The organism is Wolbachia endosymbiont of Anurida maritima (genome assembly GCF_042182995.1).
Taxonomy (GTDB): domain Bacteria; phylum Pseudomonadota; class Alphaproteobacteria; order Rickettsiales; family Anaplasmataceae; genus Wolbachia.
Genome location: NZ_CP102058.1, coordinates 671,621 through 697,722 on the forward strand (window position 1 = coordinate 671,621; position 26,102 = coordinate 697,722).

Consider the following 26,102-nt stretch of genomic DNA (forward strand, 5'->3'; position numbering starts at 1 on the left):
ATGAATGATAAATTTCCATTATAGTAGTAAAATACAATGAAGTGTAGAGTTTTTGGTAACAAGAAGAGAGAAGAGGCAGCTCAATTGTTCAAGAGCAGCATCTTCTACTTGTACTACGACTTATTTTAAAAAATCAGGAGAGCACTATATCTCGTATTATACCGCGTTCAATATTTACTGAATTTACTTGAGAGCTAGTTTGACTGTTCCATTTTTTCACTCGATTTATAGCCAGAATGAGAAATTTTAGGAAGACCATGCTTCACTCTTAATTTTCCGTCTTTTCATCAGACTCATAGCCAGAGTCATAACCTACCTCAAATTTTTGTGCTAACACTGCATCCAGCTTCGGTAGTAAATTTTGAGTATTAAGTTGTGCTACTGTACCACGATTTTCGAATCTTTGTCCAATCTCTTTAATATACTCCTTGCCACTTTTTTCATATTTTTCTTTTCTATCTCTTCTCTTTTGCTCCAAATCTACTGTTGCATAAATATTTTCTACGGCTTCTTTTTGAGCTGGCTTTTTCTGTTCTTTCTCCCTTAATGAATTACTAATCTCCGAATAGTCCACTTCAGCATAAATAGGCTCTAAAGATGAATTTTCATTACGTAAGGCACCTATTTTGGCATAAAGAGATTCCTTCGACGTACTTAAGTAACCACTCTCCTCCAATGAGCTACTAACCTTATAGTCATTTACTTCAGCGTAAATAGGCTCTACAGAATTAGGTGTTAATTTTTGTACACTGCTATAACCATGCATCTTGGTATAAGGTGAATTTTCCATATTAGCACGCAATTCCTCAAGTTTTGCAACTTCTATACGCCCATTAAAATTTTTATGTGCATTCAAAATATTTACGTAGTTTTATCTTGACTCTAGAACGGGAATACTATAAATAGAATATATAAATATTGAATCAAGTAAAAATATGAAAGGTGTTAGAGTATCTAGCTATAATAATTCAGTTGATTGGAAAAAAGTTGCTGAGCAAGGTATAGAGTTTTCATTTGTTAGAGCAACTGAAGGCACAACTTTTAAAGATATAAAATTTAAGGAATATATCGACGGTATGAANAAAAATAGTGTTCAGCCTATTCCATATCATGTGTTTAAGATGTCTTCAGAACCTAAAGAACAGTTTCAAAACATTTGTAGCGCTCTAAAAGAAGCTGATCTTGATCCCAAGTCAGTTAAACTAGCTATTGCCACNAAATCGCCTTGGCGAAAAAAATACCCTAATCAGGAAATAGCTAAAAAGTTAAACAGTTTGTTAGTACAACTCAGTGATGCCGGTTTTCCTTCATTAATTATTTATGCTCAACCTGCTATTTGGAATAGCCGTATTGCACAAGAAGAATATAAATTTTCTGGTTACTCGTTATGGCTTGGTAGTTATGATGGTGAAGTATTAAATATACCTAAAGACTGGAAGGAGGCAGGAAAAACCTATGAATACCGTAGTTGTGGTCTTGCAAAAGATGTTGATGGAATAAAGGATGAAGCAAAAGGTGAGGTAAGTATGGTTGAGCGTAACAAAACTTATTTAGATCCCTCTTCGCAACTCAAAGAAGGACAGGCTGAAAGAGTCCATAGTGCGTCAACAACATTGCAAAATTGATAATAACTATTGAAGTATAGTAAAAATTATGTTATTAAATTTATAGGAGTATGTATGAAAAAAACGGGAATTGAAATATCTCACTACGAGGGGAAAATTGATGGTAAAAAAGTTTCTCAAGACTCACAAGAGATAAAATTTTCAGCTATAAAAGCAACAGAGGGAGCAACTTTTCAAGACAGTGAATTTCAACATCATTTTAAAGAACTTAGGGATAATAAAATTGAGGCTATTCCCTACCACGTGTTTAGAATGACTTCTACACCTGAAGACCAAGCTAACAATTTTATTAACACCTTATCTTCCGTTGGCTTTGATTCTAAAGATAAGTTTGTTATTAGTGCTACAACAGGCATCTGCGCAGAAGGGAAAACAGAAAAGTGCGATAATCCTGTGGCGCATACTAACGAGGAAAGAGCAAAAAACTTACACTCTTTGATAACAATATTAAAAGAGAAAGGATACGAAAATGTAATTATATATTGTTCACCAAACCATTGGGATAAGTATTTTACGCAGGAAAAATTAAATTTTTCTGAATACCATTTGTGGGACGCCCATTGGACAACAGATAAGGAGCCTAAAGTACCAAAAGATTGGAAAGATGCGGAAAAGAGCTACGATTATTGGACTTATACTCCAAATGGTGTAGTAGATGGTATAACAATAGAACCACATAGTAAAGAAGGGGTACCTATGGCTAGAATGCAATGGCTATAATCTTATATATGGTAAATGGATAAGGGCATCATGTGACAGAGATGATAGTTCTTGAAGTAAGCCAAAACCCCATCTCACATTGAAACATTAGAAGACGTGCGTGTTGATTCTCTTTTGCGGAATGATGTCTGATTTCAAAATTTATATCTACCCGTTAATGAATAATAAACTTTTATGCTATAGAAAACTAAATCTAATAAACATACATAGAGGGTAATATAATTATGACAACAAATTTAATACGTTCACAAGAAAATCGGCAAAATATACAACTACATCCAAAAGATGATCCAAATATAGCTTTTTACCATACTTTTGAACTTTTATTATCACAAAAGGATAAACAAGTACGTATTGTTGATGATAACCAAGTCGTCGGTAAAATTCCTCTTAAGGCGTTCTGGAATTCCCAACCGTGTGATGATCATAATTATTATGGAATACACATTTCAGACATGAACGATTCTTCTGAGAAACAAGCTTGGATAATAAAGAACCCATTACTAAAAAAGACGTACCATGAACAAACCGGCAAAAATGCTAAAGATGCTGTTGAGATTATTGGAGAGATTGTTGATCAGGTTACTAATGCGGTGCGCGGGACTATAACGGATAGCAGATCATTCACTACAAAAGAAATACCAGAATTAGAAAAGAATCATCGAGTTCGATACGCTCGAGAAATGGAATTTAAGTTTGTTAAAAAGGGTAGTGACTGTGAAGTACTTACAGTACAAGGAGCAAATACATCAAACTCTGACATAAGTATTGATCTTCCAAGCAAAGCTTGTGTTCATACTGATGATGGTAAATTGCAGTGTAGCAATTTAGGGAGTGTACGTGAAATAAAAAAATCTGAAGGTTCTACTAAGCACTATATGACAATGACGAGAGATAAAGACAATCACTATAAGTATTACTTTTCGGATCAAGATGGAAAAAGCATCGATAATTTAGAATTTCGCTTGAGTGATATCAGAATTACAAACCCGGCCATGTTGAAAATACTGCAATCTGATCATCGTGTAAATAAGTTGCACCAAAAATCACAAGATATAGATGAAAAACTTACACAGCATGTTGATCGTGATGCAGATCCAAGTCCATCAGCAGTTGCTGAGTTATTAGTTAATCAAAAAGCAGATCAGTTAGGAAGAGCAGTGCTTAATATTAAAGATGTAGATCAAAAGAGTAAATTAGCAGTGGAGTTGGCGAGTAATGATGTCCTTAAAGAGGGTGTGAAAGATTTACTAAAAGGCGATTCCGATTTTAAAACAGCAGTAAAGGGTAAAACAGGCTCACAGGGACTTCGAGGAGAACCAGGTGCGAAAGGTGAGAGCCCAACTCCTGAATCCGTTGCAGATGAACTAGTTACTAATTCTTAGAGCATGTCTTCAAACTAAGTAGAAAGGAGTTAAAGAAGTGTGTTATAAGATATATTTTAAATGTACCCAAGCGATATAAGTGACAAAGAATGGAAGATGATAGAGCAATATTTTGAACCTAAAAAGACCGGCAGACCAAGAAAACACAGTATCAGAACGATTATCGATGCAATAAGGTATGTGATGAGAACAGGCTGTCAATGGAGACAACTACCTAAGAATTTTCCACCATGGAAAACCGTGTATAGTTAGTAATTCGCGTTTAAAAAAAAGTGGAATATGGCAAGAAATTCATGATTTTCTAGTTAAAAAACTAAGAAAGATAATTGGTAAGAATGAAACTCCATCAGTAGGAATAATTGACAGTCAATCAGTAAAAACCACTCAAAAAGGGGATCCAGAGGATATGATGCTGGCAAGAAAGTAAAGGGTAGAAAACGCCACATCGTTGTAGATACTCTAGGTCTTGTAATTGCTGCTGAAGTACACAGTGCAAGCATTCAAGATCGTGATGGTGCACTAAATCTTTTTGTTCAAGCCAAATGCAAAGCTCCAACATTACGTAAGTTTTTTGCTGATCAAGGATATACAGGTAAATTGCAAAACCGCTGTTTATTGGAAACTGGATGTTTGTTGACGATTACCAAGAAAGTAGTTGATACAGGATTTCAGGTTATTCCTAAACGTTGGATTGTTGAGAGACCTTTGCTTGGCTCTCCAATTTTAGACGTATGAGTAAGGATTATGAGCATTCTCCTCTCACTTCAAAAAATAACATCTTTTTTAATATGATCACTATTATGCTTCACAAATTAGCTCATTCTTGAGTTTGAGATGCTCTTACATAATGCTAAAGTTGGATGAGAAAGTAATAGAAGCAGACAAGTTACTATCTAACATTCAAAAGCATGCAGATCAGGCTAAACATTTGAAAGAATTTATTCAAACAGAGGCAGAGAAGGCTAGATATTTTGAAGGGCTAACAAAAACAGAGGCAGATAAGGCTAGATATTTTGAAGGGCTAACAAAAACAGAGGCAGATAAGGCTGGATATTTTAAAGGGCTAACAAAAAAGGATGGTGATAAAGCCGATACTCTTCTAGAAAAGGAGGAGAGTATAGCTGATAGATCTGAAGGGTATGAACAAAGGTCACAGGAAGCAGCAGATAGATCTGAAGAGCATGAACAAAGGTCACTGAAAGCGGCAGATGGATCTGAAAAGCATGAACAAAGGTCACTGGAGGCAGCAAATGGATCTGAAGAGCATCTTATGGGAGCAGAATCATCATCACAAAGTGCAGCAGCTTTTGCAAGCAATGCAAAAGAAATAGCTTGTAAAATGAATCCTGAACAGCAAGGATGTTCAACTCGTTCTAGAAGGGAAGCTATCGAGCAAGAGTCAGAAAGTAGTGAAGATGCTATAAATCAAGCATTTCAATACGATAATAGCGAATTTATTGTTCCTATCACTGATTTCAATTCTTTTTCTGTTATTTAAGAAACTATAACATTTTTGAAAATGTCAGAAAAATATATTTTTAAAGTTAGTCAAGGGAAGGTAGCTGGTGGCTTAATTAATCTGCCGCTACCCTATTATGTATATGACAATAGTAGTAAAGTGCTTATTTACAATGACCGGACAATAGATATAAGATCTTCAGCTGGCTTAAAATTAACAAAAGGTGACAATAGCAAGTACGTAATCTATCAAAAACGATCAGCTATCCAAGGAATTGAAGTCAGCAAAGAAGACATTATTGGTGCAGATAGAAATGAAATTATTTCTTCTTTAGATTCAAATAGGAACGTTAGCATTTCGGTTGCAAAGATAGCTAATGATTACAACAGGTTTGCATTGAAACTATCTTATGGAACTGGAAATAATAAGAAAGAAGGAGTATTAAACTTTATTAATTTTGGTGATTCAAACAATAATCCTTACTTTACAATAAAACAAGAAGGAGGGAATTATATTGGTTGCTTCTCAGATGAACATGGTCAATGTAAAGCACTTCTCTCACATAATGATGCTGTCATTTCTCAAGTTCCAATCACTAACATTGGTGGTGGTGCTAATCAAATAAAACCTGCAGCTCTTCGTGCAATTGCTGATGCTGATAAAGACAGTAATGGAAACGTAAGCAAAAATTTAGCTGCTCTTCTTAATGAAGATCTTGCTAATAAGAACAAGGTATTAACAAAATTAGACGATTCAGCTGAGCGTGAAAAAATACTCGAGCTTCTCAAGCACGATACGGGAATGTTTCAAATTGTGAAGAATTATGCAGTTTGTAACGAAGCGGGATGTACTGCCCCAGTAGACGCTATAAATGATCTGATTAAAAAATTAAAAATGGGCGAGATTTTAACCTCTCTTAAAAATGATGTAGTTGAGGAGTTAAGAGGTGATCTTAGTCTTAAAGGTCCACCAGGTGATAAGGGTGCTCCTGGTCCAGATGGTCCACGAGGTGATAAAGGTGCTACTGGTCCAATAGGTGATAAGGGTGAGCCAGGTCAAGCTGGTAAAGACGGAACCCCTGGTCCTAAAGGAGTAGATGGAGCTCCTGGTTCAGTAGGTCCGAAAGGTGATCAAGGTCAAAGAGGTTTCAATGGTACACAAGGTCTTCAAGGGAAAAAGGGTGAGCAAGGTTCTACTGGGAAAAAGGGTAATAAAGGAGATACTGGGGCGCCGGGTACGGCTGGACTAAAAGGAGAAACCGGTTCTAAAGGTGACAAAGGAGAAGATGGATTGCCAGGTATACCTGGTCCTAAAGGTGATCAAGGCAATGTAGGTTCAGTAGGCCTTAATGGCACGCAAGGGGAGAAAGGTGACCCAGGTCCGACTGGTCCTGAAGGAAAACAAGGTTCAATAGGCATTCCAGGTCCAAAAGGCGTTAATGGTACACAAGGGGAGAAAGGTGATCTTGGTCAAGCTGGTACAAAAGGTGATGAGGGTGCGCAAGGTCCAGTAGGTCCTAAAGGTGATAAAGGAGACATAGGTCCAATAGGCCATCAAGGAAACAAAGGTGACAAAGGAATACAAGGTCCAGTAGGTCCAAAGGGTGATCAAGGAATACAAGGTCCAAAAGGCTTTAATGGTACGCAAGGTTTGCAAGGAGAAAAAGGTGATCTTGGTCCTAAAGGTGATAAAGGAATTGATGGAGCGACAGGTACAAATGGGTTGCCAGGTGTGCAAGGTACAAAAGGAGAAGACGGACTACCAGGTATAAAAGGTGAGCAAGGTCTGAGGGGCTTTAATGGTACACAAGGTCTTCCAGGTGCCAAGGGTGAGCCAGGCATAGATGGATTGAAAGGAGATACAGGTTCAGTAGGTCCTCAAGGTCTTAAAGGAGAAGATGGAATTCCTGGTACAGATGGGTTACCTGGTCCTAAAGGTAATATGGGTGACCAAGGTTTACAGGGGCAGAAAGGTGAGCCGGGTATAGATGGACTAAAAGGAGATACAGGTCCAGTAGGTCCTCAAGGAGTAGATGGAGCTCCTGGTCCTATAGGCCCTCAAGGTCTTCAAGGTTTACAGGGACAAAAAGGTGAACGGGGTATAGATGGACTAAAAGGAGATACTGGTCCCAAAGGTGATAAGGGAGATTTAGGTCCAATAGGTCATCAAGGAAACACAGGTGATAAAGGAATACAAGGTCCACAAGGCGTTAATGGTACGCAAGGGGAGAAAGGTGACCCAGGTCTAAAGGGAGATAGAGGTGAAATTGGATTACCAGGTATAAAAGGTGAGCAAGGTCTGAGGGGCTTTAATGGTACACAAGGTCTTCCAGGTGCCAAGGGTGAGCCAGGCATAGATGGATTGAAAGGAGATACAGGTTCAGTAGGTCCTCAAGGTCTTAAAGGAGAAGATGGAATTCCTGGTACAGATGGGTTACCTGGTCCTAAAGGTAATATGGGTGACCAAGGTTTACAGGGGCAGAAAGGTGAGCCGGGTATAGATGGACTAAAAGGAGATACAGGTTCAGTAGGTCCTCAAGGAGTAGATGGAGCTCCTGGTCCTATAGGCCCTCAAGGTCTTCAAGGTTTACGGGGACAAAAAGGTGAACAGGGTATAGATGGAGTAAAAGGAGATACTGGCCCCAAAGGTGATAAAGGTCCAATAGGTCCTAAAGGCGATACGGGTGATAAAGGTTTTAAAGGTCAAATTGGTAGATCTGGTCCACAGGGTTTAGTAGGCCCGAAAGGAGATATAGGCCCAATAGGTCCAAAGGGAAAAGATGGGGTAGGTGCTGCAGATGCTGATCAGTTTCTGCGCAAGATGAATCAAACAAAATTTGAAATTCAGAATGCTAAAAAGGCAGCAGAAGATGCTAGAAGTGCTTCTGAAAATTTCGCCAAAGAAGCAAAAAGCGCTAAAGAAGAGGTTGTAGGATTAAATACTGAAGTAAAAAACATGAAAGATGATACTGAAGAATTTGCAGACCAAGCATTGCAATCAAAACACAATGCTGAAGCTTTTTATAGTAAAGCTAAAGATATATTTTGTAAAACAAGCCCTGCAGATCAAGTCTGTACTGTGCGTAGAGGAAAGAGAGAAGCTGAAAGAAAGAAATATTTTAATGATCAACTAGTGACAAGTGGAACAAGCAGGCCATCTTCACGGATAAATGTTTTTGCTAATACTATTGTAGGTGCTATTAAGGGAGCTTTTCAGCTTGCATCTTCTTTCAGGCCTGCCATAGGTTTCAATAACTCTCAACCTTCCAAAGCTATAACAACTCAAGATATTGATATAAATGGCACACTTTCGTTGTTAGATGTATTTATAAGAAAAATCACAGGTCAAAAGTATATTTCTACAGCAGAACAGTCTGCATCTCCATCAGAGACGCTAGGTTATTCATCACAGATTGCAGAAGAGTTTGAGAGAGTGTTAAAATATGCAGCAGTAAAATCTGGTATATCAGTTAAAAACTTAAGTTTTAATCCTGTATCAGTACAATCAGCTATATTCGAACACATAAACAAAGATCAGCATTCAAAAATACCAAAGATTTTGTATTCATCTGCAAAAGAAGCTTGTTCAAACTTCAAACAAACTGATAAATTTTTGGCTATTTTTAAAGACCATATGGAAAGAACATTAGCAAACAATGAGCAGCCGAGAAATGCTGTTAATACTGAAAAAATAACAACAGATAATGAGCGGCCAAGGGGTTTTATGAGCGATGTTACTCTTCCAAGTAGTTTTAAGGCGATTGATCTGAAGGCTGTTAATTGTTTAAGGTAATAGTATGGGAAATAAATTTAAAATAGATAATAAAGATCCGCTCTATAAAAAGCTGATGAAACTTCCTACTGCGTATTACAGATTAAAGAAAAATGCCAGCGGGTATACTATCGATTCACACAATAATGGTACGGTGGAAATAAAGGGTACTCGTAATGTAAAATTAAAGTGGGAAAACGATAAAGTAGTTTTATATGAAGGGGGCTCAGCTCTGAAATTAAATGGCCAGGACTTTGTTATAGAACAAGAAGCTATTATAGGTAAAGATAAAGATGCTATTGTAAACAAACTTCAAGGAGGAAAAACAATAAGCGTCACATTGCAGAACACAACGGATACAGATTTTGGTGTCGGTTTATCGCTTTATAATTCTGGAAACCCATTAACCGGAGCACTAAACTCTATTAATTTTAATGATGAAAATGATCCAGTACTCAACAAGATTAAAAAAGAGGAAAAAGGTGAACTTTGTGTTACAATAGAAGATGATTATATCTATATAGACAAAGAAGAAAAGTATCTTCCAGTGTGTGGAGATGGCAGCTGCTATAAGTATCAATACACAAAAAATGAATGTGATGTATTAACAATAAGTGATGTATCAACAATAATAGGCAGTTTAAACAAGACTAACAACGAAAAGCATAAATTCACTTTGCAAAAAGGGAAAGAGTTATCGGATGATATCTATGAAGCAAATATTGCTTTAAATGGTAAGCCCATAGCTACTTTACCAAAAATAGGTTACTATATGTTCGATGATCAATTGGTCATGCGTAATCATGTTACACAAGAGAAGGTAGTTATCCCAAGGGATTTTCACTATTTAAAAGTTGTTAAATTTAGTAATGATGATTATAAATTAACGTTTTGTAATTTTTTAGGTAATGAATTCTTTGAATATAAAAGATACGATCCACAGTATTCAAACGTTTCAGACGAATATAAATTCATAAGTTTAAGTTGTATGAAAAAAGAATATAACCCAAATCTTGGCGAGTTACTTAGCCATCGGCCATCATTTTTTATTACAGAAGAATCTCCTGAACCAGGCTCTCCAGGTCACTATTCAGTTGCCGTGTTCGAATTCATAAGTGGTAAAAAAGGTAGGAAAATGGCTACATTAATTGATGAATCTAGCTCTTTCAATAAAGAGGGTAAGTTTCAGTATTGTGATTACCATACAAAAGCAGAGTATGGTGTTTATGATCCTTCTAAAATTAATAAAAAATACACAGCAACAGATGCAAATAGCGAATTTTACCTTACAGGAAACGATGAAATAGAAAATGACAATATAACTCTCCATACTACTCCTCAAGAGTTATTTTAATCACATATTTAGATGTACAGCAATTGAACAACCAGCAAAAACAAGGTCTCAAGATCATGAATAGTGTTTTATTTTTGAAGCTTTTCAATTTCACTGACTGGCAATCCAGTAAATTTGGCAATAGTATTAATATCCATTTTATCAGCAAGCATTTCCTTAGCAACTGCTATTTTAGCCTGTTTTTCGCCCTTCTCTTCACCGATTTGAATACCCTCTTCTCTGCCTTTTTCATGTCCGATTTGGATGCCTCTTTCTTCCCCAACCTTAAGACCCTCATCAAACTTTTGAGCAAAAGCAGCTATCTCATCCATTATGCGTTTTTTCATTTGTTCATATGCTAGTAACTCTTCTTCTGACCAATTAAACTTATTCATCTCTTCAGGCTTTGTTGCATAGCGAGTAGAGATAGGAGAAAAAAAGAGAGAGAAAATTAAAAAAGAAGTGGTTACTCTATTGAAAAATGAATGCTTTAGGGAGTGTATGCCACAGAAAATGAAAGTCAGTAACAATAACGAGTATAATCAATTTTTAGAAAAAAGAGGAAATGTCTTTCATTTCATTGATGAAGCTATAGAAAACTGGTATGAAATTTCAGAAAAGGTTGCAGGTGGAAATAACATTTACAGCGATAAAGTTGTCATTGCAATACATATAATTGTTAATCTATTTAGAATAGGTTTAAGGCAAGCAGTTGGATTCATAAAAGGATATTTAGAAGGTATAGGGAAGAATCTGCAAGTGATGAGCTATTCACAGGCTTGTCGCCGACTAAACAAACTTAATTTGAAACTGTGTGATCACAGAACAGATAAAAATGATATGGAGAATATTGAAATTGCTATAGATAGTACAGTAATCCATATTTATAGCAACAGCACTCAACATAACAAAGATAATGCCAAGATAAGGAAATATAATGGTAGAAATCAAGCAAGAAAGCTACATGTTGCTTTAGATATAAACAGTAAAAAGGCAATAACAACTCGATATACTAATTTCCTTTCACATGATAGCGTATCAGCATCGGAAATACTAAAAGAAATAGGTGATATCTATAAGATTAAGTCTCTTCGTGCAGATGGAGCTTATGATACAGCAAATTTATATAAGTTATGCAATAAGTATAATTTAAAACCCATAATAAAGCCGAGAAAAAATGCAAAAATCTACAATGATATAGATCATTTATCGGAACGAAATAAGAACATCAATATAAGAAAAGCATACAATTTAAGTCAGTGGAAAAAGAAGACAAGGTATGGAACACGATCACGTATTGAGAGTTTTTTCTTTAGAGCATGTCTTCAAACTAAGTAGAAAGGAGTTAAGAAGTGTGTTATAAGATATATTTTAAATGTACCCAAGCGATATAAGTGACAAAGAATGGAAGATGATAGAGCAATATTTTGAACCTAAAAAGACCGGCAGACCAAGAAAACACAGTATCAGAACGATTATCGATGCAATAAGGTATGTGATGAGAACAGGCTGTCAATGGAGACAACTACCTAAGAATTTTCCACCATGGAAAACCGTGTATAGTTGTAATTCGCGTTTAAAAAAAAGTGGAATATGGCAAGAAATTCATGATTTTCTAGTTAAAAAACTAAGAAAGATAATTGGTAAGAATGAAACTCCATCAGTAGGAATAATTGACAGTCAATCAGTAAAAACCACTCAAAAAGGGGATCCAGAGGATATGATGCTGGCAAGAAAGTAAAGGGTAGAAAACGCCACATCGTTGTAGATACTCTAGGTCTTGTAATTGCTGCTGAAGTACACAGTGCAAGCATTCAAGATCGTGATGGTGCACTAAATCTTTTTGTTCAAGCCAAATGCAAAGCTCCAACATTACGTAAGTTTTTTGCTGATCAAGGATATACAGGTAAATTGCAAAACCGCTGTTTATTGGAAACTGGATGTTTGTTGACGATTACCAAGAAAGTAGTTGATACAGGATTTCAGGTTATTCCTAAACGTTGGATTGTTGAGAGAACCTTTGCTTGGCTCTCCAATTTTAGACGTATGAGTAAGGATTATGAGCATTCTCCTCTCACTTCAAAAAATAACATCTTTTTTAATATGATCACTATTATGCTTCACAAATTAGCTCATTCTTGAGTTTGAAGACATGCTCTAAGGGTTAAAAAAACATTTGGATTTAGTTTTAAGAATAAATCCGAAATAAATCGTTCTCAAGAGATGATCTTAAAATGCTACTTGATTAACAAATTTACTGATATCGGTATGCCTATTTTCGAATTTGCCTCGTAAATCCCTTACATCACACCTTCTCATTGGTAGCCATGCAACAAAGCCGGCTGAGGGAAATCAAAGTATAGTAAGAGTAAAGTTAAAGTATGCATTAGTAACCAACTGGTATGAAAGGTTGCATGTGGTTATAGATAATATACCTATGAAGATTGAAGAATTTGAATTGAAGCCACTACCTTTGGTGTTTAATGAAAGTGATAAAAATATTATTGTCATAAGGCCTCAGGATATAGAAGAAGGAAACAAGATAGTAGTGTCAAAAGAAATAGGTAACTACACTTTTGCTCGTTCAGGGAATGACTTGATGATCACTAATGCTTTTGATCGTAATTTAACGGATAACAAACTCTGTACTATTTCTCTGAAGGGATTCTACCAAGAAGCAAAAATGCAGACATTAGATATAAAATTTAATGATAAAGAAATGATCTTAATAGATCATCAGGAACAAACAAGCGCTGCAAGAGATATTGAGGTTGTGAAAAAAAGAACATAAAGATCAAGTTTACAACGATGTGTTTAATCATACAAGGAGCGCAAATATTAGCTCGGAAGTTAATGAAACTCATGAGATAAGGCACAAGCATAGGCATGAACATAGCAGGCAAGCAGGCCAGAATGCTACAGAACGTCAACGCGGCCGTCGTGCAGTTAATGAAGAAAATATGGCAAGTTCAGCAAAAAGGGTTTCTAATCCAATGAATAATCTAGTTAATTGGGTAAAAGAAAAAAGCGGAGAGTTAGTATCAAATATAATAAATGGATTGTATAGAAGTACTGCTGAGCAACCAGAAAACTTAAGTAGTAATGCTGAAAGTCCAGAGTACTATGAAAACTATGATCGAATACAAGATATAGATTTTGAATATATGGAACAATATGATAGATCAAATCGTAAGCAGAAGCATAAAACTATTGATATCCATAGTAAAAAACACGGCAAGCAAGAGAAACAACAACGTAAAGAAGTAGTAGATGTTGCAAAGTGCAACCAGATTAGAAATATTAATCAATCTAAGGTTATAAGCACTGAAAAACAGCAGTGGTCAAATAATAAACAGACCTCCTCTATCAACAATACTCATATTGGCAGAAAACAACCTGAAATTAGTGAAAGAAAGCATCATATGGCAACTCAAAAACAATTTAGTCATCAATTACATAATAGCAATCAAATGATGATAGGAGGGACGCATAAATGGTGTGAAAGAATCAGTAATGAAAGTAGAAAAATGATAGGAAATGCAAATCAAAAACAGCAAAATTCTTATTCTCAATCAGGTAATTTTCAATCAAGAGCACCTTTAACGCAAGTTACAGCACAGGTTGATATACCAAGTACACTATTTGCAGTGAATATGATAACAAGATGCATAACGAAAGTAAAAGATCAGCAACCACATTCATATAAAGATAATAAAATGCCAAAAGGCTCATGTCATATTAGCAAAACTCAAGCTGAAACTTTAGGATTAAAAGTTGGAGTAAAAAGAGGAGATATTACATGGTATAGGTAATAGTTTGGGGATGTGGTTAATATTTTTTATTATATTATGAGAATACGGATAATATAAAAGAACAGCAAAACTTAGGTTTACCTGGACCTAGAATTAGGTTAGATGATGTATTCATTGCAGGCAATGCCAGAAAGAAGGTAGTGAACTAGAAAGTTTCTTCCTTAAGTTGTGCAATTTCATTATGGGAAAGGCCGGTAATTTTAGCGATAACATCTATAGAGACACCGGCCTTAAGTGAATTTTTAGCCACAGCAATTTTAGCCTGTTTTTCGCCCTCTTCTCTGCCTTTTTCATGTCCGATTTGGATGCCTTCTTCTCTGCCTTTTTCGTGTCCAACCTTAAGACCCTCATCAAACTTTTGAGCAAAAGCAGCTATCTCATCCATTATGCGTTTTTTCATTTGTTCATATGCTAGTAACTCTTCTTCTGACCAATTAAACTTATTCATCTCTTCATAAGCTCGTTTTATTATTGCGTCACTACCAACTATTTTATCTAGGTCTTCTTCGTTTGTTTCTGCTGCATATCGAAAAAAATAACACCATTTTTCTACTATATTTTCTAATTGATCTTCTTTCGTTTTTGTAAATTTTGGTAACTCTATAAATACGAAGTAAAAATCCTTCAAGTCATGTTCAAAGCTATTCTTATCTAAGATGACATGATTAGATTTGTACTCAGCCTTATCTGGAAAAATAATGCAATCAGCAACAGCTATAAAGATTATTTCCTTGAGGTTATGATAATCATCACCTTGATCTGCTTGACTTGAATAGGCTTTAGCAGCATAATATTGAGCACGCTTTTCAAAGCCTTTAGTTTTAGTGAACTGCATCTCTATAATGTATCTTGAGCCTTGAGAGTCCTTACAAAGAACATCGACAATACTCTGCTTTTTAGCGGCAATCTCAGGATCCAAAATGGTAGCTAAAAATTGAACGTCCTGAATTGCAGCTAGTCCAGTAAAGCCTAAAATATCGTTGAGGAAATGAATGAGGATGTCTTTATTCCTCTCAGTACCAAATATTCTCTTGAAGGCGCAATCATTTCGTGCGTCAAGAAACTTCGAAAGAGCCATAAGAGATAAACCAAAAAAGCATTAATAATTATACACAATTCTGAAGAAATATTCAACTCTTTTGTGTTTAAATCTTATTTTTTTAAACTTTGGGTATGTTAGAGAAAAAAACGGCTGTCAGAGATCATCCTAGAATAGCATCCTCTGCTTTAAACGTCCAATTTTTGTACATCTTTTATCAACCCTGCTGTAAAATATCTTAAAAGGCCAGCAAATAGATGCGATGAGTTTGAAGCTGTAGGAGACATCAAATTGGTGTATAAAAATACGACGACATCGTTTAAAGAAACTAGCAACTATTAATATCTTTACTATCTCATAAAAAAATAAATAAAAAAGATTGAGAAATTGATTTGACTTCACCCAAAAGCTATGGCTTTATGCCAATGCTGATAAAAAAACAGCAGTAAATATATAAAAAAAGTTTGTTGTTAGTGAAAGGTAAATTATATGAATAAAAGTAAAGAAGAAATCGAATTCAGAATATTAGAAAGCAAAGGCAAAGCACTACTTGATCGTGAAATAATGGAAACGTTTCTAAGTGCAGTACATGAAAGGCCGCAGGCTCAAGAAATTGCTAAAAATCTGGTGAATACCTATGCAGGAGTAGGAAGGATTTTAGGCCGAGAAATGGATGATTTAAAAACTATAGAAGGGGTAACTGATTCTGCATTAGCAATGATTATGTGCGTTAAGGAAACACTAAGAAAGGGTGCTGAGAGAAAAGCTCAAGGGTGAGCCAATAATGGACTTAAAAGGGCTAGTAGAATACTTAAACGTAAGTATAGGCCACTCAGAAAGGGAATGTGTAAAAAAATACTGTACTTGAATAACAGGCGCCAGCTAATCGGAGAAGAATCCTATATTGGTGAAATGGAAAAAGCACCAGTATACATAAAGGAAATTACAAGAAAAGCATTAATAAAAAATGCAACATTCATAATAATGTCACATAACCACCCTGGGGGCTTTGTTGCATGGCTACCAATGAGAAGGTGTGATGTAAGGGATTTACGAGGCAAATTCGAAAATAGGCATACCGATATCAGTAAATTTGTTAATCAAGTAGCATTTTAAGATCATCTCTTGAGAACGATTTATTTTGGATTTATTCTTAAAACTAAATCCAAATGTTTTTTTAACCCTAAAGAAAAAACTCTCAATACGTGATCGTGTTCCATACCTTGTCTTCTTTTTCCACTGACTTAAATTGTATGCTTTTCTTATATTGATGTTCTTATTTCGTTCCGATAAATGATCTATATCATTGTAGATTTTTGCATTTTTTCTCGGCTTTATTATGGGTTTTAAATTATACTTATTGCATAACTTATATAAATTTGCTGTATCATAAGCTCCATCTGCACGAAGAGACTTAATCTTATAGATATCACCTATTTCTTTTAGTATTTCCGATGCTGATACGCTATCATGTGAAAGGAAATTAGTATATCGAGTTGTTATTGCCTTTTTACTGTTTATATCTAAAGCAACATGTAGCTTTCTTGCTTGATTTCTACCATTATATTTCCTTATCTTGGCATTATCTTTGTTATGTTGAGTGCTGTTGCTATAAATATGGATTACTGTACTATCTATAGCAATTTCAATATTCTCCATATCATTTTTATCTGTTCTGTGATCACACAGTTTCAAATTAAGTTTGTTTAGTCGGCGACAAGCCTGTGAATAGCTCATCACTTGCAGATTCTTCCCTATACCTTCTAAATATCCTTTTATGAATCCAACTGCTTGCCTTAAACCTATTCTAAATAGATTAACAATTATATGTATTGCAATGACAACTTTATCGCTGTAAATGTTATTTCCACCTGCAACCTTTTCTGAAATTTCATACCAGTTTTCTATAGCTTCATCAATGAAATGAAAGACATTTCCTCTTTTTTCTAAAAATTGATTATACTCGTTATTGTTACTGACTTTCATTTTCTGTGGCATACACTCCCATAAGTGTTGAAAGTATCAAAAATAACGTGATATGAGATGATCAACGGCATGTAAATTACCTCCCGACAGTAAAACAATCGAACGTATAAAAGAGTCATTTAGATCCAATGTGAATTGCAGTAATGCTATTTTGAACCCATGTAGATTATTTTTGATTTTATAAACAAGAAATAACAAAGCCGTAATAATAATCATGTAAATATACACCTTCATGCCATTCATAGTATGGCTTAAAAAGTGCTTATATCCAAGATTTTGCTTTATAAATTTAAAGAACACTTCTATATCCCATCTGCGCCTATATAGCTCTGTTACTTCATAAGCTGGCATTTCAAACAAGTTTGTCAAAAACCATATTTCATCTCCAATTTTATTTCTGATTTTTATTAGCCGTAGATCATGCTTTTCTGCCACTTTACCTCGTGCACGATAAAGATTAACTATTATATCTTCTAAAATCTCTGATCCATCCGATTTTTGTTCTCTTATAACTTTGTTCCTGCTTATAACATCATGTTTTCTTCCCACTTTAACTCTTGTGATAAATTTGTACTCCTTTTCATCAAATTCGGCAAAAGTTCCAACTTTTCTGATTCCTCTATCAAATAATAAAATATCCTCTTTTTCAACTTTAGCTTCATTAATTGCTCTCACTAATGCTATATCTTCACTACTTTCTTCTTGTCCTTTACAAAATCTTATACTTGTCGGCAATTGATCCTTTAATCCTACACTCACTTTAACTTGACTGTCGTTACTTTTACCGCCTATTTTTAGCCCATCTTTTATGAGATATCCCGATAAATTTATGATCGTCGAATCAAACTTATGTAAGTTATTTGATGTTTTTTGGGGTAATAGCTTTTTAATCTTGCTCATCAAATCAATATATACTCCCTTAAAATATTCTGGATTTATAACTTTTAACCTTTTTGACAAACCACTGTATGTTACTGTACTTTTATCGCTATTCTTATCCATTATACACCTGTTTATTACCATTTCTAGCGCTCTTAGGCTTGTTTTTTGCCCCATTAATATTAACTTCATTAGACCTTTAAATATAATCTTGCCCAACAATTTAGTATTACATTTATCTACTTCACTTAATTTTCCTAGCCTTTCTAAATCCTCATCTTTTATTAAATTTAGTACTCTTTCTATTTGATCCATTATTGCCTCCATTTTCTTGCAATAATAGTTCTTTATGTCTTTTTTGTGTTACTTTCAACACTTATGCATACACTCCCTAAAGCATTCATTTTTCAATAGAGTAACCACTTCTTTTTTAATTTTCTCTCTTTTTTTCTCCTATCTCTACTCGCTATGCAACAAAGCCATGTTGGAGTACAAAACTATCACAAATTTCTCTGTTATTTCCAAATAAATTATTATTAATTCAATAAAATCTATTATTAAGAATTTAAATAACACAACCATTTCCAGCAACCGAAACCGAAGGTTGTGAGAAGTATTTTTTTGGGATGGGTTGGTCTCTTGTGCTACTCTAAAACGCGAATTATGGATTAGATTTTAGGTAAATTATTGAAAATCTTGACTTTTTAACTAAGTCTGATCAAATTTAAAAATGACAGTTTATTACATGCATCATACGGCTAAGTCATTGAAATTCTTGAATTTTACTGAATTGATTGGTAGTTTTAAGGTGCCTGCTGCTTAAATTTAGGTGCCCATTAATTTTTCTATCGTAAATGCTAAAATTATAAGTTATTGATATTCTTGCTCTTTTTTATCCTTAATCCAGAATTCGGGTTTAATGCTTTTTCCTAACCTCATACTCTAAACTTTTCCTTCCTGATTCGCAGCAGATCTATTCTTAAAAATTTAATAATGTTGATTTTCTTGAAAGTATATGTTAAACTTAAAATAATTAATGAATTGTGAGGTTGAAAATGAATGATAAATTAAAAAAGAATGATAAATTAAATAGGCTGCTGTTTACTGTTGTTAAGAGAGGTGACTTAGATAGTGTAAAATATCTTGTAGAAAGTGGTAGTGATGTTAATGTTAATGTCATAGATGAATATGGATATACTCCTCTACACTATGCTACACTCAATGGCTATACAGATGTAGTTATTTTTCTAATAGGAAAGGGAGCTAATCCTAACGCTAGTCGAGTGAAACAAACTCCTTTACACTATGCTATGAAGCATGGTAATATGGAGATAATAAAGATTCTAGTAACACACAAAGCTGATGTTAATGCCCGAGATGATAATGGGTGGACTCCTCTATACTTAGCTATGTCAGGAATAGTTAATTCGCGTGAAGATATAATAAAATTTCTAATAAAAAATGGCGCCGAGGTTGATGCTGATATTTTTCATAAGAATCTTTATCGTTATCGTAATCCTGATAGATACATAGCAGAACATCTTAATAGAGACATAGCACAACTTCTGATAGGCAAATGTAACAACGTTAACATTACAGATAACGATGGAAATACTCCTCTACACTGTGCTATTGACAGTTATAGCACAGACATAGCGCAACTTCTCATAGAAAAGGGAGCTGAAATTAATATTAAAAATAAATATGGATCTACACCTTTACACTTGGCTGCAAAAAAGGGTGATATCGACGCAGTACGGCTTTTAGTAAAACACGGAGCGGATGTTAACGCTAAAGACAGTCTTGGAAAAACTCCTCTAGATTATGTTACATATGATTCATGTTATTCTCTCCTTGGAGCATTTGTTGGTAATAACTACAGCACTAGCATATCTCGTCATAGCAGCCTCTATGACTGCTGCTATTAGCACATTAGTTCTTGCTCCTGTTGTTGGCGCATTAATCGGCCTTGGTATTGCAAAGCTCGAGGCAGATGTCAATAAAAAGAAAATGAAGGACCCAGACATAAGCACATGGACTGCGCTTACAAATGTCCTGACCCCTGAGTGCTGTAGCTCTAAGCCTGCTGTTGTAGTGTAAGCTAAATATGATGCTTTACTTGCTAGACCAAATTAAAATATACTTAAATAATATGTTTATAGGTGTGGGTCATGAATCAAGCAACAGAACAATTATTTGATGCAGTTCAAAATAATAACTTAAACAACGGAGCAAAATTCCTAGTAAGAAATGGAGCGGATGTTAATGCTAATATCTTTTTATTAACCATTTTTTACTCTCCATTTAAATCAGCCAATATAAGGTCAATTTAAGAATAAGTAAATATCAAAAAATACTATATCCGAATTGGTTGGAAATACCGAATGCAAACTTATCACCAGAAGGATTTCATTCCATTTTTGCCAAATTAACAAGCCTATGAACTGCACATCTGGATGATGATGGACCGAGACTTGGTAATAGGTAAAATATGAATAATTAATGCAGCATGCATGTTATTTACATATATTAATACAGTTGTCAAATGTCGATAAGGAGTTACTCATGAATAATAACCGTCACAAGGTTCATATATCTGTAAATCTTCTATTAATAAAAGAAAATTCGGTGCTGCTTTCACTAAGGCATAATACTGAATTGAGTGAAAATTGTTATGGATTGATAGCTGGACATCTTGAGCCAGAGGAATCTGTTACATCTGCCATGATAAGAGAGGCTAAAGAAGAGTTGGGAATTGACATAAAAAAAAGTGATTTAAATTTTACGTCTATAATTCACTATCCTCACAAACCAGACTACATTGATTTCTTCTTTAAGTGTTGTAAATGGCACGGTGAGATAAAGAATATGGAGCCAAATAAGTGTAGAGAATTACTTTTTTTTAATATCAGTAATCTTCCAGATAACATTGTTCAATATATGAAACAAGGAATAGAGTGCTTTGAAAATGGAATTATTCTCAGTGAAGTGGGTTGGTAATGATTTTCATAAATTTTATAACTCAATTTATAGGTTATCTTTATTTAAAACCTCAGAAAGAAACCATTTTTGTACCCCTTCTGTATCTAAAAAATCACCTTGATAATAAATGTCTGGATGGAAAGTTCCACCAATGTTATCAAGCGGTGACACAAATTGTTTCATAGGAACAATAGACTTCTTGCATAACCTAAGAAATCAATTCAAGGTTGTAAAAACAGGCAATAATATCGAACCGCAAACCAAAACGCCTTCGTCTATTTCTATATCGATCTGCAGTCATTTTAAATCTCTTCAATAACATTTTCAACTATTACTTTTTGACCTTATCCAGAAAAAGGTGGCGGAAAAGTCAGGAATGTCTTTTACAAATAAGGACAGCACTAATAAGAAGAATTTCATTTTAAAATAGAAAATTATCATAAATCCTTCTGTTACTTCCAAATAAATTGTTATTAATTCATCAATATATACTGCTAATAACTTAACTAAACTACCCACTTCCAGCGCCCAAAACCAGCAAGCGTGTGAACAAGTTTCTTTGGGATGCGTTGGTCTACCGCTTGTACCGTTCGAACTTTTCTATATAGTAATTCTGCTATATCGTAAAATCAGCTATACTAGCCTACTTTCACCACATTTACATACGAACTAACGTATCCAGCTTTGTTGCAACAATTTCACGCTTTTATTTTCATAACCCCGTTTTTTACACAACGTATTCTCACAAAGGTAGGTACTATTTTTGTGTTTTTGGGGAAAGTAAATAATCAAATTGTTGTTGCTACTAGTTATTCCAATATTTTGCCTAAAAATGCTCATTCAGAAAATATTACTTGCATCTTGAAAGGCGGAGAGATGGATGATAATGATAGCCTATTTTCAAGGAATTAATGATTTGCTTGGCAAGATTTCTGTTTAATGCTATACTTAGTTTAGTTATTAATTAGGGGTAAAACATGTTTGGTCCAGGTTTTAGAGACTTTGTATCACAGGAGCAGAGTCGATCAAGTAAAATTTTAAAAAAATCGGATTCTAGAGATTCAGGCGCTGAAGAAGAATGCGAGATTTTAGAAAAAGAAGAAATTAAAGAGCGTTGCCATTCTGAAGATTCAGGTAATTGTTCAGAGGCTGAAGAAGAACAGAGTACTAACGGAGCGACTAGATCAGAATTTCAGCTAACACAATCTTTGCTCAGTAAGGTAAAGGCAGGTGAGAATAACAAGCATGCAAATTCTGGCAAGCAAGCACAACTTGACCTAAAAAGAATGAATTTTGTAATCAATGGAAAAACAATAGATAAGAAGTGTGTTTCCGGATTGTGTAACAAGAACAATCATTTGATTTCAAATGGAAACGAAGATTACCGCACGTTTGCTAAGCAAGTTTTTACAGGAATGTTTAAACATGTTGAAGCAGATGTTCCAAGTGACAATATACTAGCAGAGTTAATTACTAATTGCAATCAGGCAGGGTATGAGTGTGCAATGCATGAGCAAATTCAGCCTATACTTGCTCAGTATAATTTAATATCAAAGATTTTTGAAAGAACAATAAGCATTCGTTGTGATAGTACAGAGTTTGTAAGTGTTGAATATAGCGAGGTTATGCATGTACTAAATTTTGACAATCCAGAGGAAAAAATATGTGAGTTAAACAACTTACTAAAATTCACGCTTAAATCTCAGGATGGTAAGGTAGAGTATAAAGATGGTAAGGTGACACTTGCTATTCCTGAGCAATTAAAGGATTACAAAGCTGGTAGCAAAAGTTTACTAGGTGACATAAATAGGCATTTTGAAGATGCTGATAACGCAGTTGTTGAGTCTCTTGTTGCAAATATTGGTGAAGGTCCTAAATCATTTGTTGCAGATCCGCCAGCAGGAGTGGATTCAGATGTTGATAATTCATTTGATATCATTCCTAAAAGTTTAGCCTTTGATGAACTGGTAGATATTATAAATAAAGCAAAAAATGGTGATTATAATGATTTAAACGAAGTTATAAATAATATAAGAGAAGATAAGGAGAATGATACGTTTATCACTGGCTTGAATCGTGGTAATTTTGAGAGTTTTTGCTCACAGGAACTTAATTTGACGGCACAAACAGATCATGAGCGCGTACGTAAAGTGATCATAGAAAAAATATATAGAAAAGAGAATGCTACGGTGAAAGGATTAGTACTTTTAGCCATTGCAGCTAATGATACGCTTGTGGAAAGATATGCAAGGGTGCACGAAGGTATATTATTCACGCAAGATGAAGAGCTTGATAGTCTGCTTATTGGTGCTGGTAAGAGATGCTATATTAAATTTTTGTTAGAGCATTTAGAAAAAGAACTAGATTCTATTCTATCTTGGCGTAGTATATGTGAAAAACTTAAAAGGGTGTCGTTAATTGGCAATCAGGAATGCGTGAAAGCGATACTAAATAGATTTGAAGATACTGAGAGTAGAAATCCTGCTATATCATCAAAACTTTTGCTCTATGTTGTAGAAAAAGGCGATTATGATTTAGTAAGCTTACTTATTAAAAATGGCGCTAATGTTAATATTCACGATAGGAATGACAAAACAGCTTTACATTATGCCGTTTCCTCTTATGGTGACATTCAGAATGTTAATAAAATGGTAATGTTGCTTGTTGAAAGTGGTGCTAATATTGATATTCAAGATAGCGATGGCAAAACAGCTCTACATTATGCTGCTGCTTCCAATAAGGATGAAATAGTAAGGTTGCTTTTAAAAGAGGGAGCTAATGAGACAATTAAAGATAAATCTGGTGAGACATTTTTAAGCATGGTAGCTTCAGAAACTAAATCATTCCTTCTTAACGTGTTACACAAAGAAGGGCTTTTGTATCATGCTGTTAAGGAAGGTAACATTGACAGGGCTAAAAGACTTCTTGCGAAGGGTAAGAATGTTAATGCTAAAAATCGCTGTGATGAGAGTCCTTTAAGTGTAGCTATTCAAAATAATCGCTTGGAGATAGTTAAGTTATTTCTTAAAAAGGGAGCGGAAGTTGGCAAGAAGGAAGTTAAAAAAGCCATTCAAGTAGGTAATCTGGAAGTAATAGAATTGCTTGTGAGTAAGGGTGCTGTTATAACTGAAAAAGCCATACAATACGCACGAGATGTTTATAAAAACTGTGAGGAGGGAAGAGTTTGTATAGCGAAGTATCCAGGTGGAATGAAGGCTGAGAGGCAGAATCGTAAAAAAATATTAGATTTTCTTGAGGGTAAAAATATGAATAATGTAAAGGCTTCAATAGAAGAAGCTACAGGTAATAATTATAGGAGTGGTAAAATGTCTAGAAATAAAAACAGCACAAATCAGAAAGACCAGGAATTGTTGGATGCTATCTACAGTCCTGAGAAGATGGAGAATTACCTAAAAAGGAATAATATAAAAGATGAACCTACTTTGAATAGTATCATAAACAAAGTAAATGCTGAAATTCAAAAGAAGAAGAAGGAGGGGAAGAGCATTATCAATCCAGGTCCTACTAAGAAGCAAAAATGCATTAATCAGATAAACGCACTCTTAAAAACTATAGATTTTCTTAAAAAAAAGATCGAAAGCATTAGAGCTGATGCTAAGGCTGCTGTATCATCAGTAACTGATGTTAGCGCTACTACAAGTAGTCACGAAGCTCCTGTTAATATTGACGATGAGAAAAAACAAGCTCATATTCAACCGGTAGAGTCTGAAAGTAAAGGTGATCAACAAGGTTCACCACCACTTTTACCACAGAGTTCTGTGAGTGGTGATGTTGAAGGTACAGAAGCCTCTGCTAATGCAGCAGTAACTATACCTGAAAAAGTAGATAGTCTTGTGAGTGATGGTGAGCATGGTAAAATCGTGTCTAAAGAGCACCCAGATGATGTGCTAGAAAAAGATTCATCAAGTGATGATGGCAATAGTTTTCTAGGAGATCCAGTACCTACGTCAACTAACGAAATCTCTGGACGAACAGATGGTACTCAAAACAAAGAAGCTTCTTTCAGTGCACAGAATGATCTTGATCTTCAAAATAAAAGTGCTACCGTGTTATCAGTTGATAGCGATGAGGAAAAACAAGCTTCTCCAAGTAACGGAGTTTTTTATGATGCAACAAATAGTAGGGATGGTTCTACGCTTGAAGGTGATAGTGATAAACAAGAGCCACAACCAAAATCAGTGCCAACACCTTTAGTAGCTAACGAAAATTATGGACAAGTGGATGATACTCAAACCACTACCAAGCAGCTAGAAGAGTCAATTTCTCCATCTGTTCCACCTGCTGTGCATGTATCACAAAATAATATTAATGTTCAACTTAGCAATAGTACACCGGCGGTTACAGCGACAAGATCTTCAACACCTACCACACAGGTGGTTCCAGTTCCTGCTGCACCAGCGCCCCCAGTAACTAGTAAAAGCTCTGGACAAGTGGGTAATGTTCAAATCAACGGCAAGCAGTCTGCTAATCCAAGCAATATTGCTAATGCTTCTTCAGATGTTAACAGTAAGCCTATAACTAAAGAGCCTGTAGCACCTGAAAGTAATCAACAAAGTTCAGAACCACCTTTATCATCGTTTGATTTGTCTTCGCCGCAAAGGTTTGTAGATGATGAAGTCTCTTTAATTGCTGGTGATTTGCGTAGTGAAGCTTCTACTGAGGATGATGTGTCTTCACTAGATATAGCAGATGATGAGTGTAGTGAAGCCTCTTCAACTGTTGGCAAAAACCCTTTAATTATGGATGTGACTGATGAAAAAGAACCTTTGCCAAGTACAGCAGAACCAGACTTTACGCTAAAAAGTAGCAATAGTCCACAAAGTACAAAAAGCAGTAAGTTGCCTACCGTAGCTACATGGACGTTAGCAGTAGCTGGAATACTTGCAGGAGTTGCTGCATCGGTTGCATATTTTGCTTTTGATGCTAGTCTGCTAGCAGTAGGAATAACAGCAGGTGTTGGAGCTTGTTGTCTTGTTGCTGCTGCAATCATATATTATTGTAGTGGGCCTTCAAATTCACTTGAAAAGAGCAGTGCTGAAGCTGTAGCTGCAACGATAGGGACCCCCTTAAAACCATAAGCTAAAGGTAAA

General features: G+C 35.1%; 25 protein-coding genes and 2 pseudogenes. 20 read left to right on the forward strand and 7 right to left on the reverse strand.

Features of this window, described 5'->3' with window-relative positions:
• Nucleotides 1-268 precede the first annotated feature (268 nt).
• A complete protein-coding gene (locus tag NOX90_RS03715) occupies nucleotides 269-856 on the reverse strand; it encodes a hypothetical protein (RefSeq protein WP_375604552.1) in 588 nt (195 codons plus the stop codon).
• A 79-nt stretch (nucleotides 857-935) separates the two neighbouring features.
• Between NOX90_RS03715 and NOX90_RS03720 the strand changes: the two genes are divergently transcribed.
• From NOX90_RS03720 to NOX90_RS03755, 8 genes are all read left to right on the forward strand, one after another.
• Nucleotides 936-1,625 carry a glycoside hydrolase family 25 protein gene (locus tag NOX90_RS03720; RefSeq protein ID WP_375604553.1) on the forward strand — a complete coding sequence of 230 codons (690 nt, stop codon included), beginning with the start codon at nucleotides 936-938 and terminating at the stop codon, nucleotides 1,623-1,625.
• Nucleotides 1,626-1,679: 54 nt separating this feature from the next.
• A complete protein-coding gene (locus tag NOX90_RS03725) occupies nucleotides 1,680-2,345 on the forward strand; it encodes a glycoside hydrolase family 25 protein (RefSeq protein ID WP_375604554.1) in 666 nt (221 codons plus the stop codon).
• Between the two features lie 224 nt (nucleotides 2,346-2,569).
• A complete protein-coding gene (locus NOX90_RS03730) occupies nucleotides 2,570-3,730 on the forward strand; it encodes a hypothetical protein (RefSeq protein WP_375604555.1) in 1,161 nt (386 codons plus the stop codon).
• A 60-nt stretch (nucleotides 3,731-3,790) separates the two neighbouring features.
• Entirely contained in the window at nucleotides 3,791-3,982 is a 192-nt protein-coding gene (locus NOX90_RS03735; protein ID WP_375604556.1) for a transposase, read from the forward strand.
• 117 nt (nucleotides 3,983-4,099) lie between these two features.
• A complete protein-coding gene (locus NOX90_RS03740) occupies nucleotides 4,100-4,465 on the forward strand; it encodes a transposase (protein WP_375604598.1) in 366 nt (121 codons plus the stop codon).
• A gap of 112 nt (nucleotides 4,466-4,577) precedes the next feature.
• A complete protein-coding gene (locus NOX90_RS03745; protein ID WP_375604557.1) occupies nucleotides 4,578-5,228 on the forward strand; it encodes a hypothetical protein in 651 nt (216 codons plus the stop codon).
• 21 nt (nucleotides 5,229-5,249) lie between these two features.
• Entirely contained in the window at nucleotides 5,250-8,981 is a 3,732-nt protein-coding gene (locus NOX90_RS03750; RefSeq protein ID WP_375604558.1) for a hypothetical protein, read from the forward strand.
• A 4-nt stretch (nucleotides 8,982-8,985) separates the two neighbouring features.
• Nucleotides 8,986-10,314: a hypothetical protein gene (locus NOX90_RS03755; protein WP_375604559.1), complete on the forward strand. Its 1,329-nt coding sequence runs from the start codon at nucleotides 8,986-8,988 to the stop codon at nucleotides 10,312-10,314.
• A 68-nt stretch (nucleotides 10,315-10,382) separates the two neighbouring features.
• Here NOX90_RS03755 and NOX90_RS03760 read toward each other — a convergent pair.
• Nucleotides 10,383-10,694: pseudogene (locus NOX90_RS03760) on the reverse strand (transposase); the annotation flags it as partial.
• A gap of 100 nt (nucleotides 10,695-10,794) precedes the next feature.
• On the opposite strand from NOX90_RS03760, the gene NOX90_RS03765 reads away from it, so the two are divergent.
• From NOX90_RS03765 to NOX90_RS03785, 5 genes are all read left to right on the forward strand, one after another.
• Nucleotides 10,795-11,631, forward strand: coding sequence for an IS5 family transposase (locus NOX90_RS03765; protein ID WP_375604560.1), 837 nt, complete (start codon nucleotides 10,795-10,797; stop codon nucleotides 11,629-11,631).
• Nucleotides 11,632-11,668: 37 nt separating this feature from the next.
• The gene (locus NOX90_RS03770) at nucleotides 11,669-12,034 is read left to right on the forward strand and encodes a transposase (protein WP_375603639.1); all 366 of its coding nucleotides are present in this window, start codon (nucleotides 11,669-11,671) and stop codon (nucleotides 12,032-12,034) included.
• 17 nt (nucleotides 12,035-12,051) lie between these two features.
• Entirely contained in the window at nucleotides 12,052-12,435 is a 384-nt protein-coding gene (locus NOX90_RS03775; protein ID WP_375604573.1) for a transposase, read from the forward strand.
• Nucleotides 12,436-12,577: 142 nt separating this feature from the next.
• Nucleotides 12,578-13,084, forward strand: a complete 507-nt coding sequence (locus NOX90_RS03780) for a hypothetical protein (RefSeq protein WP_375604561.1) — start codon at nucleotides 12,578-12,580, stop codon at nucleotides 13,082-13,084.
• A 19-nt stretch (nucleotides 13,085-13,103) separates the two neighbouring features.
• Nucleotides 13,104-14,105: a hypothetical protein gene (locus tag NOX90_RS03785; protein WP_375604562.1), complete on the forward strand. Its 1,002-nt coding sequence runs from the start codon at nucleotides 13,104-13,106 to the stop codon at nucleotides 14,103-14,105.
• A 145-nt stretch (nucleotides 14,106-14,250) separates the two neighbouring features.
• Here the strand turns inward: NOX90_RS03785 and NOX90_RS03790 are convergent, their stop codons facing one another.
• Nucleotides 14,251-15,183, reverse strand: coding sequence for an Rpn family recombination-promoting nuclease/putative transposase (locus tag NOX90_RS03790; protein WP_375604563.1), 933 nt, complete (start codon nucleotides 15,181-15,183; stop codon nucleotides 14,251-14,253).
• Nucleotides 15,184-15,633: 450 nt separating this feature from the next.
• Between NOX90_RS03790 and NOX90_RS03795 the strand changes: the two genes are divergently transcribed.
• Together NOX90_RS03795 and NOX90_RS03800 are read left to right on the forward strand one after the other, a co-directional pair.
• Nucleotides 15,634-15,921 (forward strand): hypothetical protein, encoded by a 288-nt coding sequence (locus tag NOX90_RS03795; protein ID WP_375604564.1) that lies wholly within the window; start codon nucleotides 15,634-15,636, stop codon nucleotides 15,919-15,921.
• Nucleotides 15,922-15,951: 30 nt separating this feature from the next.
• Complete coding sequence (locus tag NOX90_RS03800) at nucleotides 15,952-16,260, forward strand: JAB domain-containing protein (RefSeq protein ID WP_375604599.1); 309 nt, start codon at nucleotides 15,952-15,954, stop codon at nucleotides 16,258-16,260.
• Here the strand turns inward: NOX90_RS03800 and NOX90_RS03805 are convergent.
• Together NOX90_RS03805 and NOX90_RS03810 are read right to left on the reverse strand one after the other, a co-directional pair.
• Complete coding sequence (locus NOX90_RS03805; protein WP_375603607.1) at nucleotides 16,195-17,142, reverse strand: IS5 family transposase; 948 nt, start codon at nucleotides 17,140-17,142, stop codon at nucleotides 16,195-16,197. The genes NOX90_RS03800 and NOX90_RS03805 overlap by 66 nt on opposite strands.
• A 24-nt stretch (nucleotides 17,143-17,166) precedes the next feature.
• A complete protein-coding gene (locus NOX90_RS03810; RefSeq protein ID WP_253303197.1) occupies nucleotides 17,167-18,336 on the reverse strand; it encodes an IS4 family transposase in 1,170 nt (389 codons plus the stop codon).
• Nucleotides 18,337-19,064: 728 nt separating this feature from the next.
• On the opposite strand from NOX90_RS03810, the gene NOX90_RS03815 reads away from it, so the two are divergent.
• From NOX90_RS03815 to NOX90_RS03825, 3 genes are all read left to right on the forward strand, one after another.
• Nucleotides 19,065-19,937, forward strand: coding sequence for an ankyrin repeat domain-containing protein (locus tag NOX90_RS03815; RefSeq protein ID WP_375603608.1), 873 nt, complete (start codon nucleotides 19,065-19,067; stop codon nucleotides 19,935-19,937).
• Nucleotides 19,938-20,180: 243 nt separating this feature from the next.
• Nucleotides 20,181-20,342, forward strand: a complete 162-nt coding sequence (locus NOX90_RS03820) for a hypothetical protein (protein WP_375603609.1) — start codon at nucleotides 20,181-20,183, stop codon at nucleotides 20,340-20,342.
• A gap of 232 nt (nucleotides 20,343-20,574) precedes the next feature.
• Nucleotides 20,575-21,009, forward strand: coding sequence for an NUDIX hydrolase (locus NOX90_RS03825; RefSeq protein ID WP_375603610.1), 435 nt, complete (start codon nucleotides 20,575-20,577; stop codon nucleotides 21,007-21,009).
• 27 nt (nucleotides 21,010-21,036) lie between these two features.
• Here the strand turns inward: NOX90_RS03825 and NOX90_RS03830 are convergent, their stop codons facing one another.
• A complete protein-coding gene (locus NOX90_RS03830) occupies nucleotides 21,037-21,174 on the reverse strand; it encodes a hypothetical protein (protein ID WP_375603611.1) in 138 nt (45 codons plus the stop codon).
• Between the two features lie 25 nt (nucleotides 21,175-21,199).
• Nucleotides 21,200-21,310: pseudogene (locus NOX90_RS03835) on the reverse strand (IS5/IS1182 family transposase); the annotation flags it as partial.
• Between the two features lie 446 nt (nucleotides 21,311-21,756).
• Here NOX90_RS03835 and NOX90_RS03840 point away from each other — a divergent pair.
• On the forward strand, nucleotides 21,757-21,903 hold the full coding sequence (locus NOX90_RS03840) for a hypothetical protein (protein WP_375603612.1): 147 nt from the start codon (nucleotides 21,757-21,759) through the stop codon (nucleotides 21,901-21,903).
• A 65-nt stretch (nucleotides 21,904-21,968) separates the two neighbouring features.
• On the forward strand, nucleotides 21,969-26,090 hold the full coding sequence (locus NOX90_RS03845) for an ankyrin repeat domain-containing protein (protein WP_375603613.1): 4,122 nt from the start codon (nucleotides 21,969-21,971) through the stop codon (nucleotides 26,088-26,090).
• The last annotated feature ends 12 nt before the right edge of the window (nucleotides 26,091-26,102 follow it).

What these genes read in the sequence shown, in the direction of transcription:
- NOX90_RS03820 (WP_375603609.1), top strand. Translation starts at nt 20,181, where the DNA reads ATGAATCAAGCAACAGAACAATTATTTGATGCAGTTCAAAATAATAAC.
- NOX90_RS03805 (WP_375603607.1), bottom strand. Translation starts at nt 17,142, where the DNA reads ATGCCACAGAAAATGAAAGTCAGTAACAATAACGAGTATAATCAATTT.
- NOX90_RS03815 (WP_375603608.1), top strand. Translation starts at nt 19,065, where the DNA reads ATGAATGATAAATTAAAAAAGAATGATAAATTAAATAGGCTGCTGTTT.
- NOX90_RS03845 (WP_375603613.1), top strand. Translation starts at nt 21,969, where the DNA reads ATGTTTGGTCCAGGTTTTAGAGACTTTGTATCACAGGAGCAGAGTCGA.
- NOX90_RS03735 (WP_375604556.1), top strand. Translation starts at nt 3,791, where the DNA reads ATGTACCCAAGCGATATAAGTGACAAAGAATGGAAGATGATAGAGCAA.
- NOX90_RS03795 (WP_375604564.1), top strand. Translation starts at nt 15,634, where the DNA reads ATGAATAAAAGTAAAGAAGAAATCGAATTCAGAATATTAGAAAGCAAA.
- NOX90_RS03830 (WP_375603611.1), bottom strand. Translation starts at nt 21,174, where the DNA reads ATGAAACAATTTGTGTCACCGCTTGATAACATTGGTGGAACTTTCCAT.
- NOX90_RS03730 (WP_375604555.1), top strand. Translation starts at nt 2,570, where the DNA reads ATGACAACAAATTTAATACGTTCACAAGAAAATCGGCAAAATATACAA.
- NOX90_RS03790 (WP_375604563.1), bottom strand. Translation starts at nt 15,183, where the DNA reads ATGGCTCTTTCGAAGTTTCTTGACGCACGAAATGATTGCGCCTTCAAG.
- NOX90_RS03755 (WP_375604559.1), top strand. Translation starts at nt 8,986, where the DNA reads ATGGGAAATAAATTTAAAATAGATAATAAAGATCCGCTCTATAAAAAG.
- NOX90_RS03750 (WP_375604558.1), top strand. Translation starts at nt 5,250, where the DNA reads ATGTCAGAAAAATATATTTTTAAAGTTAGTCAAGGGAAGGTAGCTGGT.
- NOX90_RS03765 (WP_375604560.1), top strand. Translation starts at nt 10,795, where the DNA reads ATGCCACAGAAAATGAAAGTCAGTAACAATAACGAGTATAATCAATTT.
- NOX90_RS03825 (WP_375603610.1), top strand. Translation starts at nt 20,575, where the DNA reads ATGAATAATAACCGTCACAAGGTTCATATATCTGTAAATCTTCTATTA.
- NOX90_RS03770 (WP_375603639.1), top strand. Translation starts at nt 11,669, where the DNA reads ATGTACCCAAGCGATATAAGTGACAAAGAATGGAAGATGATAGAGCAA.
- NOX90_RS03725 (WP_375604554.1), top strand. Translation starts at nt 1,680, where the DNA reads ATGAAAAAAACGGGAATTGAAATATCTCACTACGAGGGGAAAATTGAT.
- NOX90_RS03810 (WP_253303197.1), bottom strand. Translation starts at nt 18,336, where the DNA reads ATGGAGGCAATAATGGATCAAATAGAAAGAGTACTAAATTTAATAAAA.
- NOX90_RS03745 (WP_375604557.1), top strand. Translation starts at nt 4,578, where the DNA reads ATGCTAAAGTTGGATGAGAAAGTAATAGAAGCAGACAAGTTACTATCT.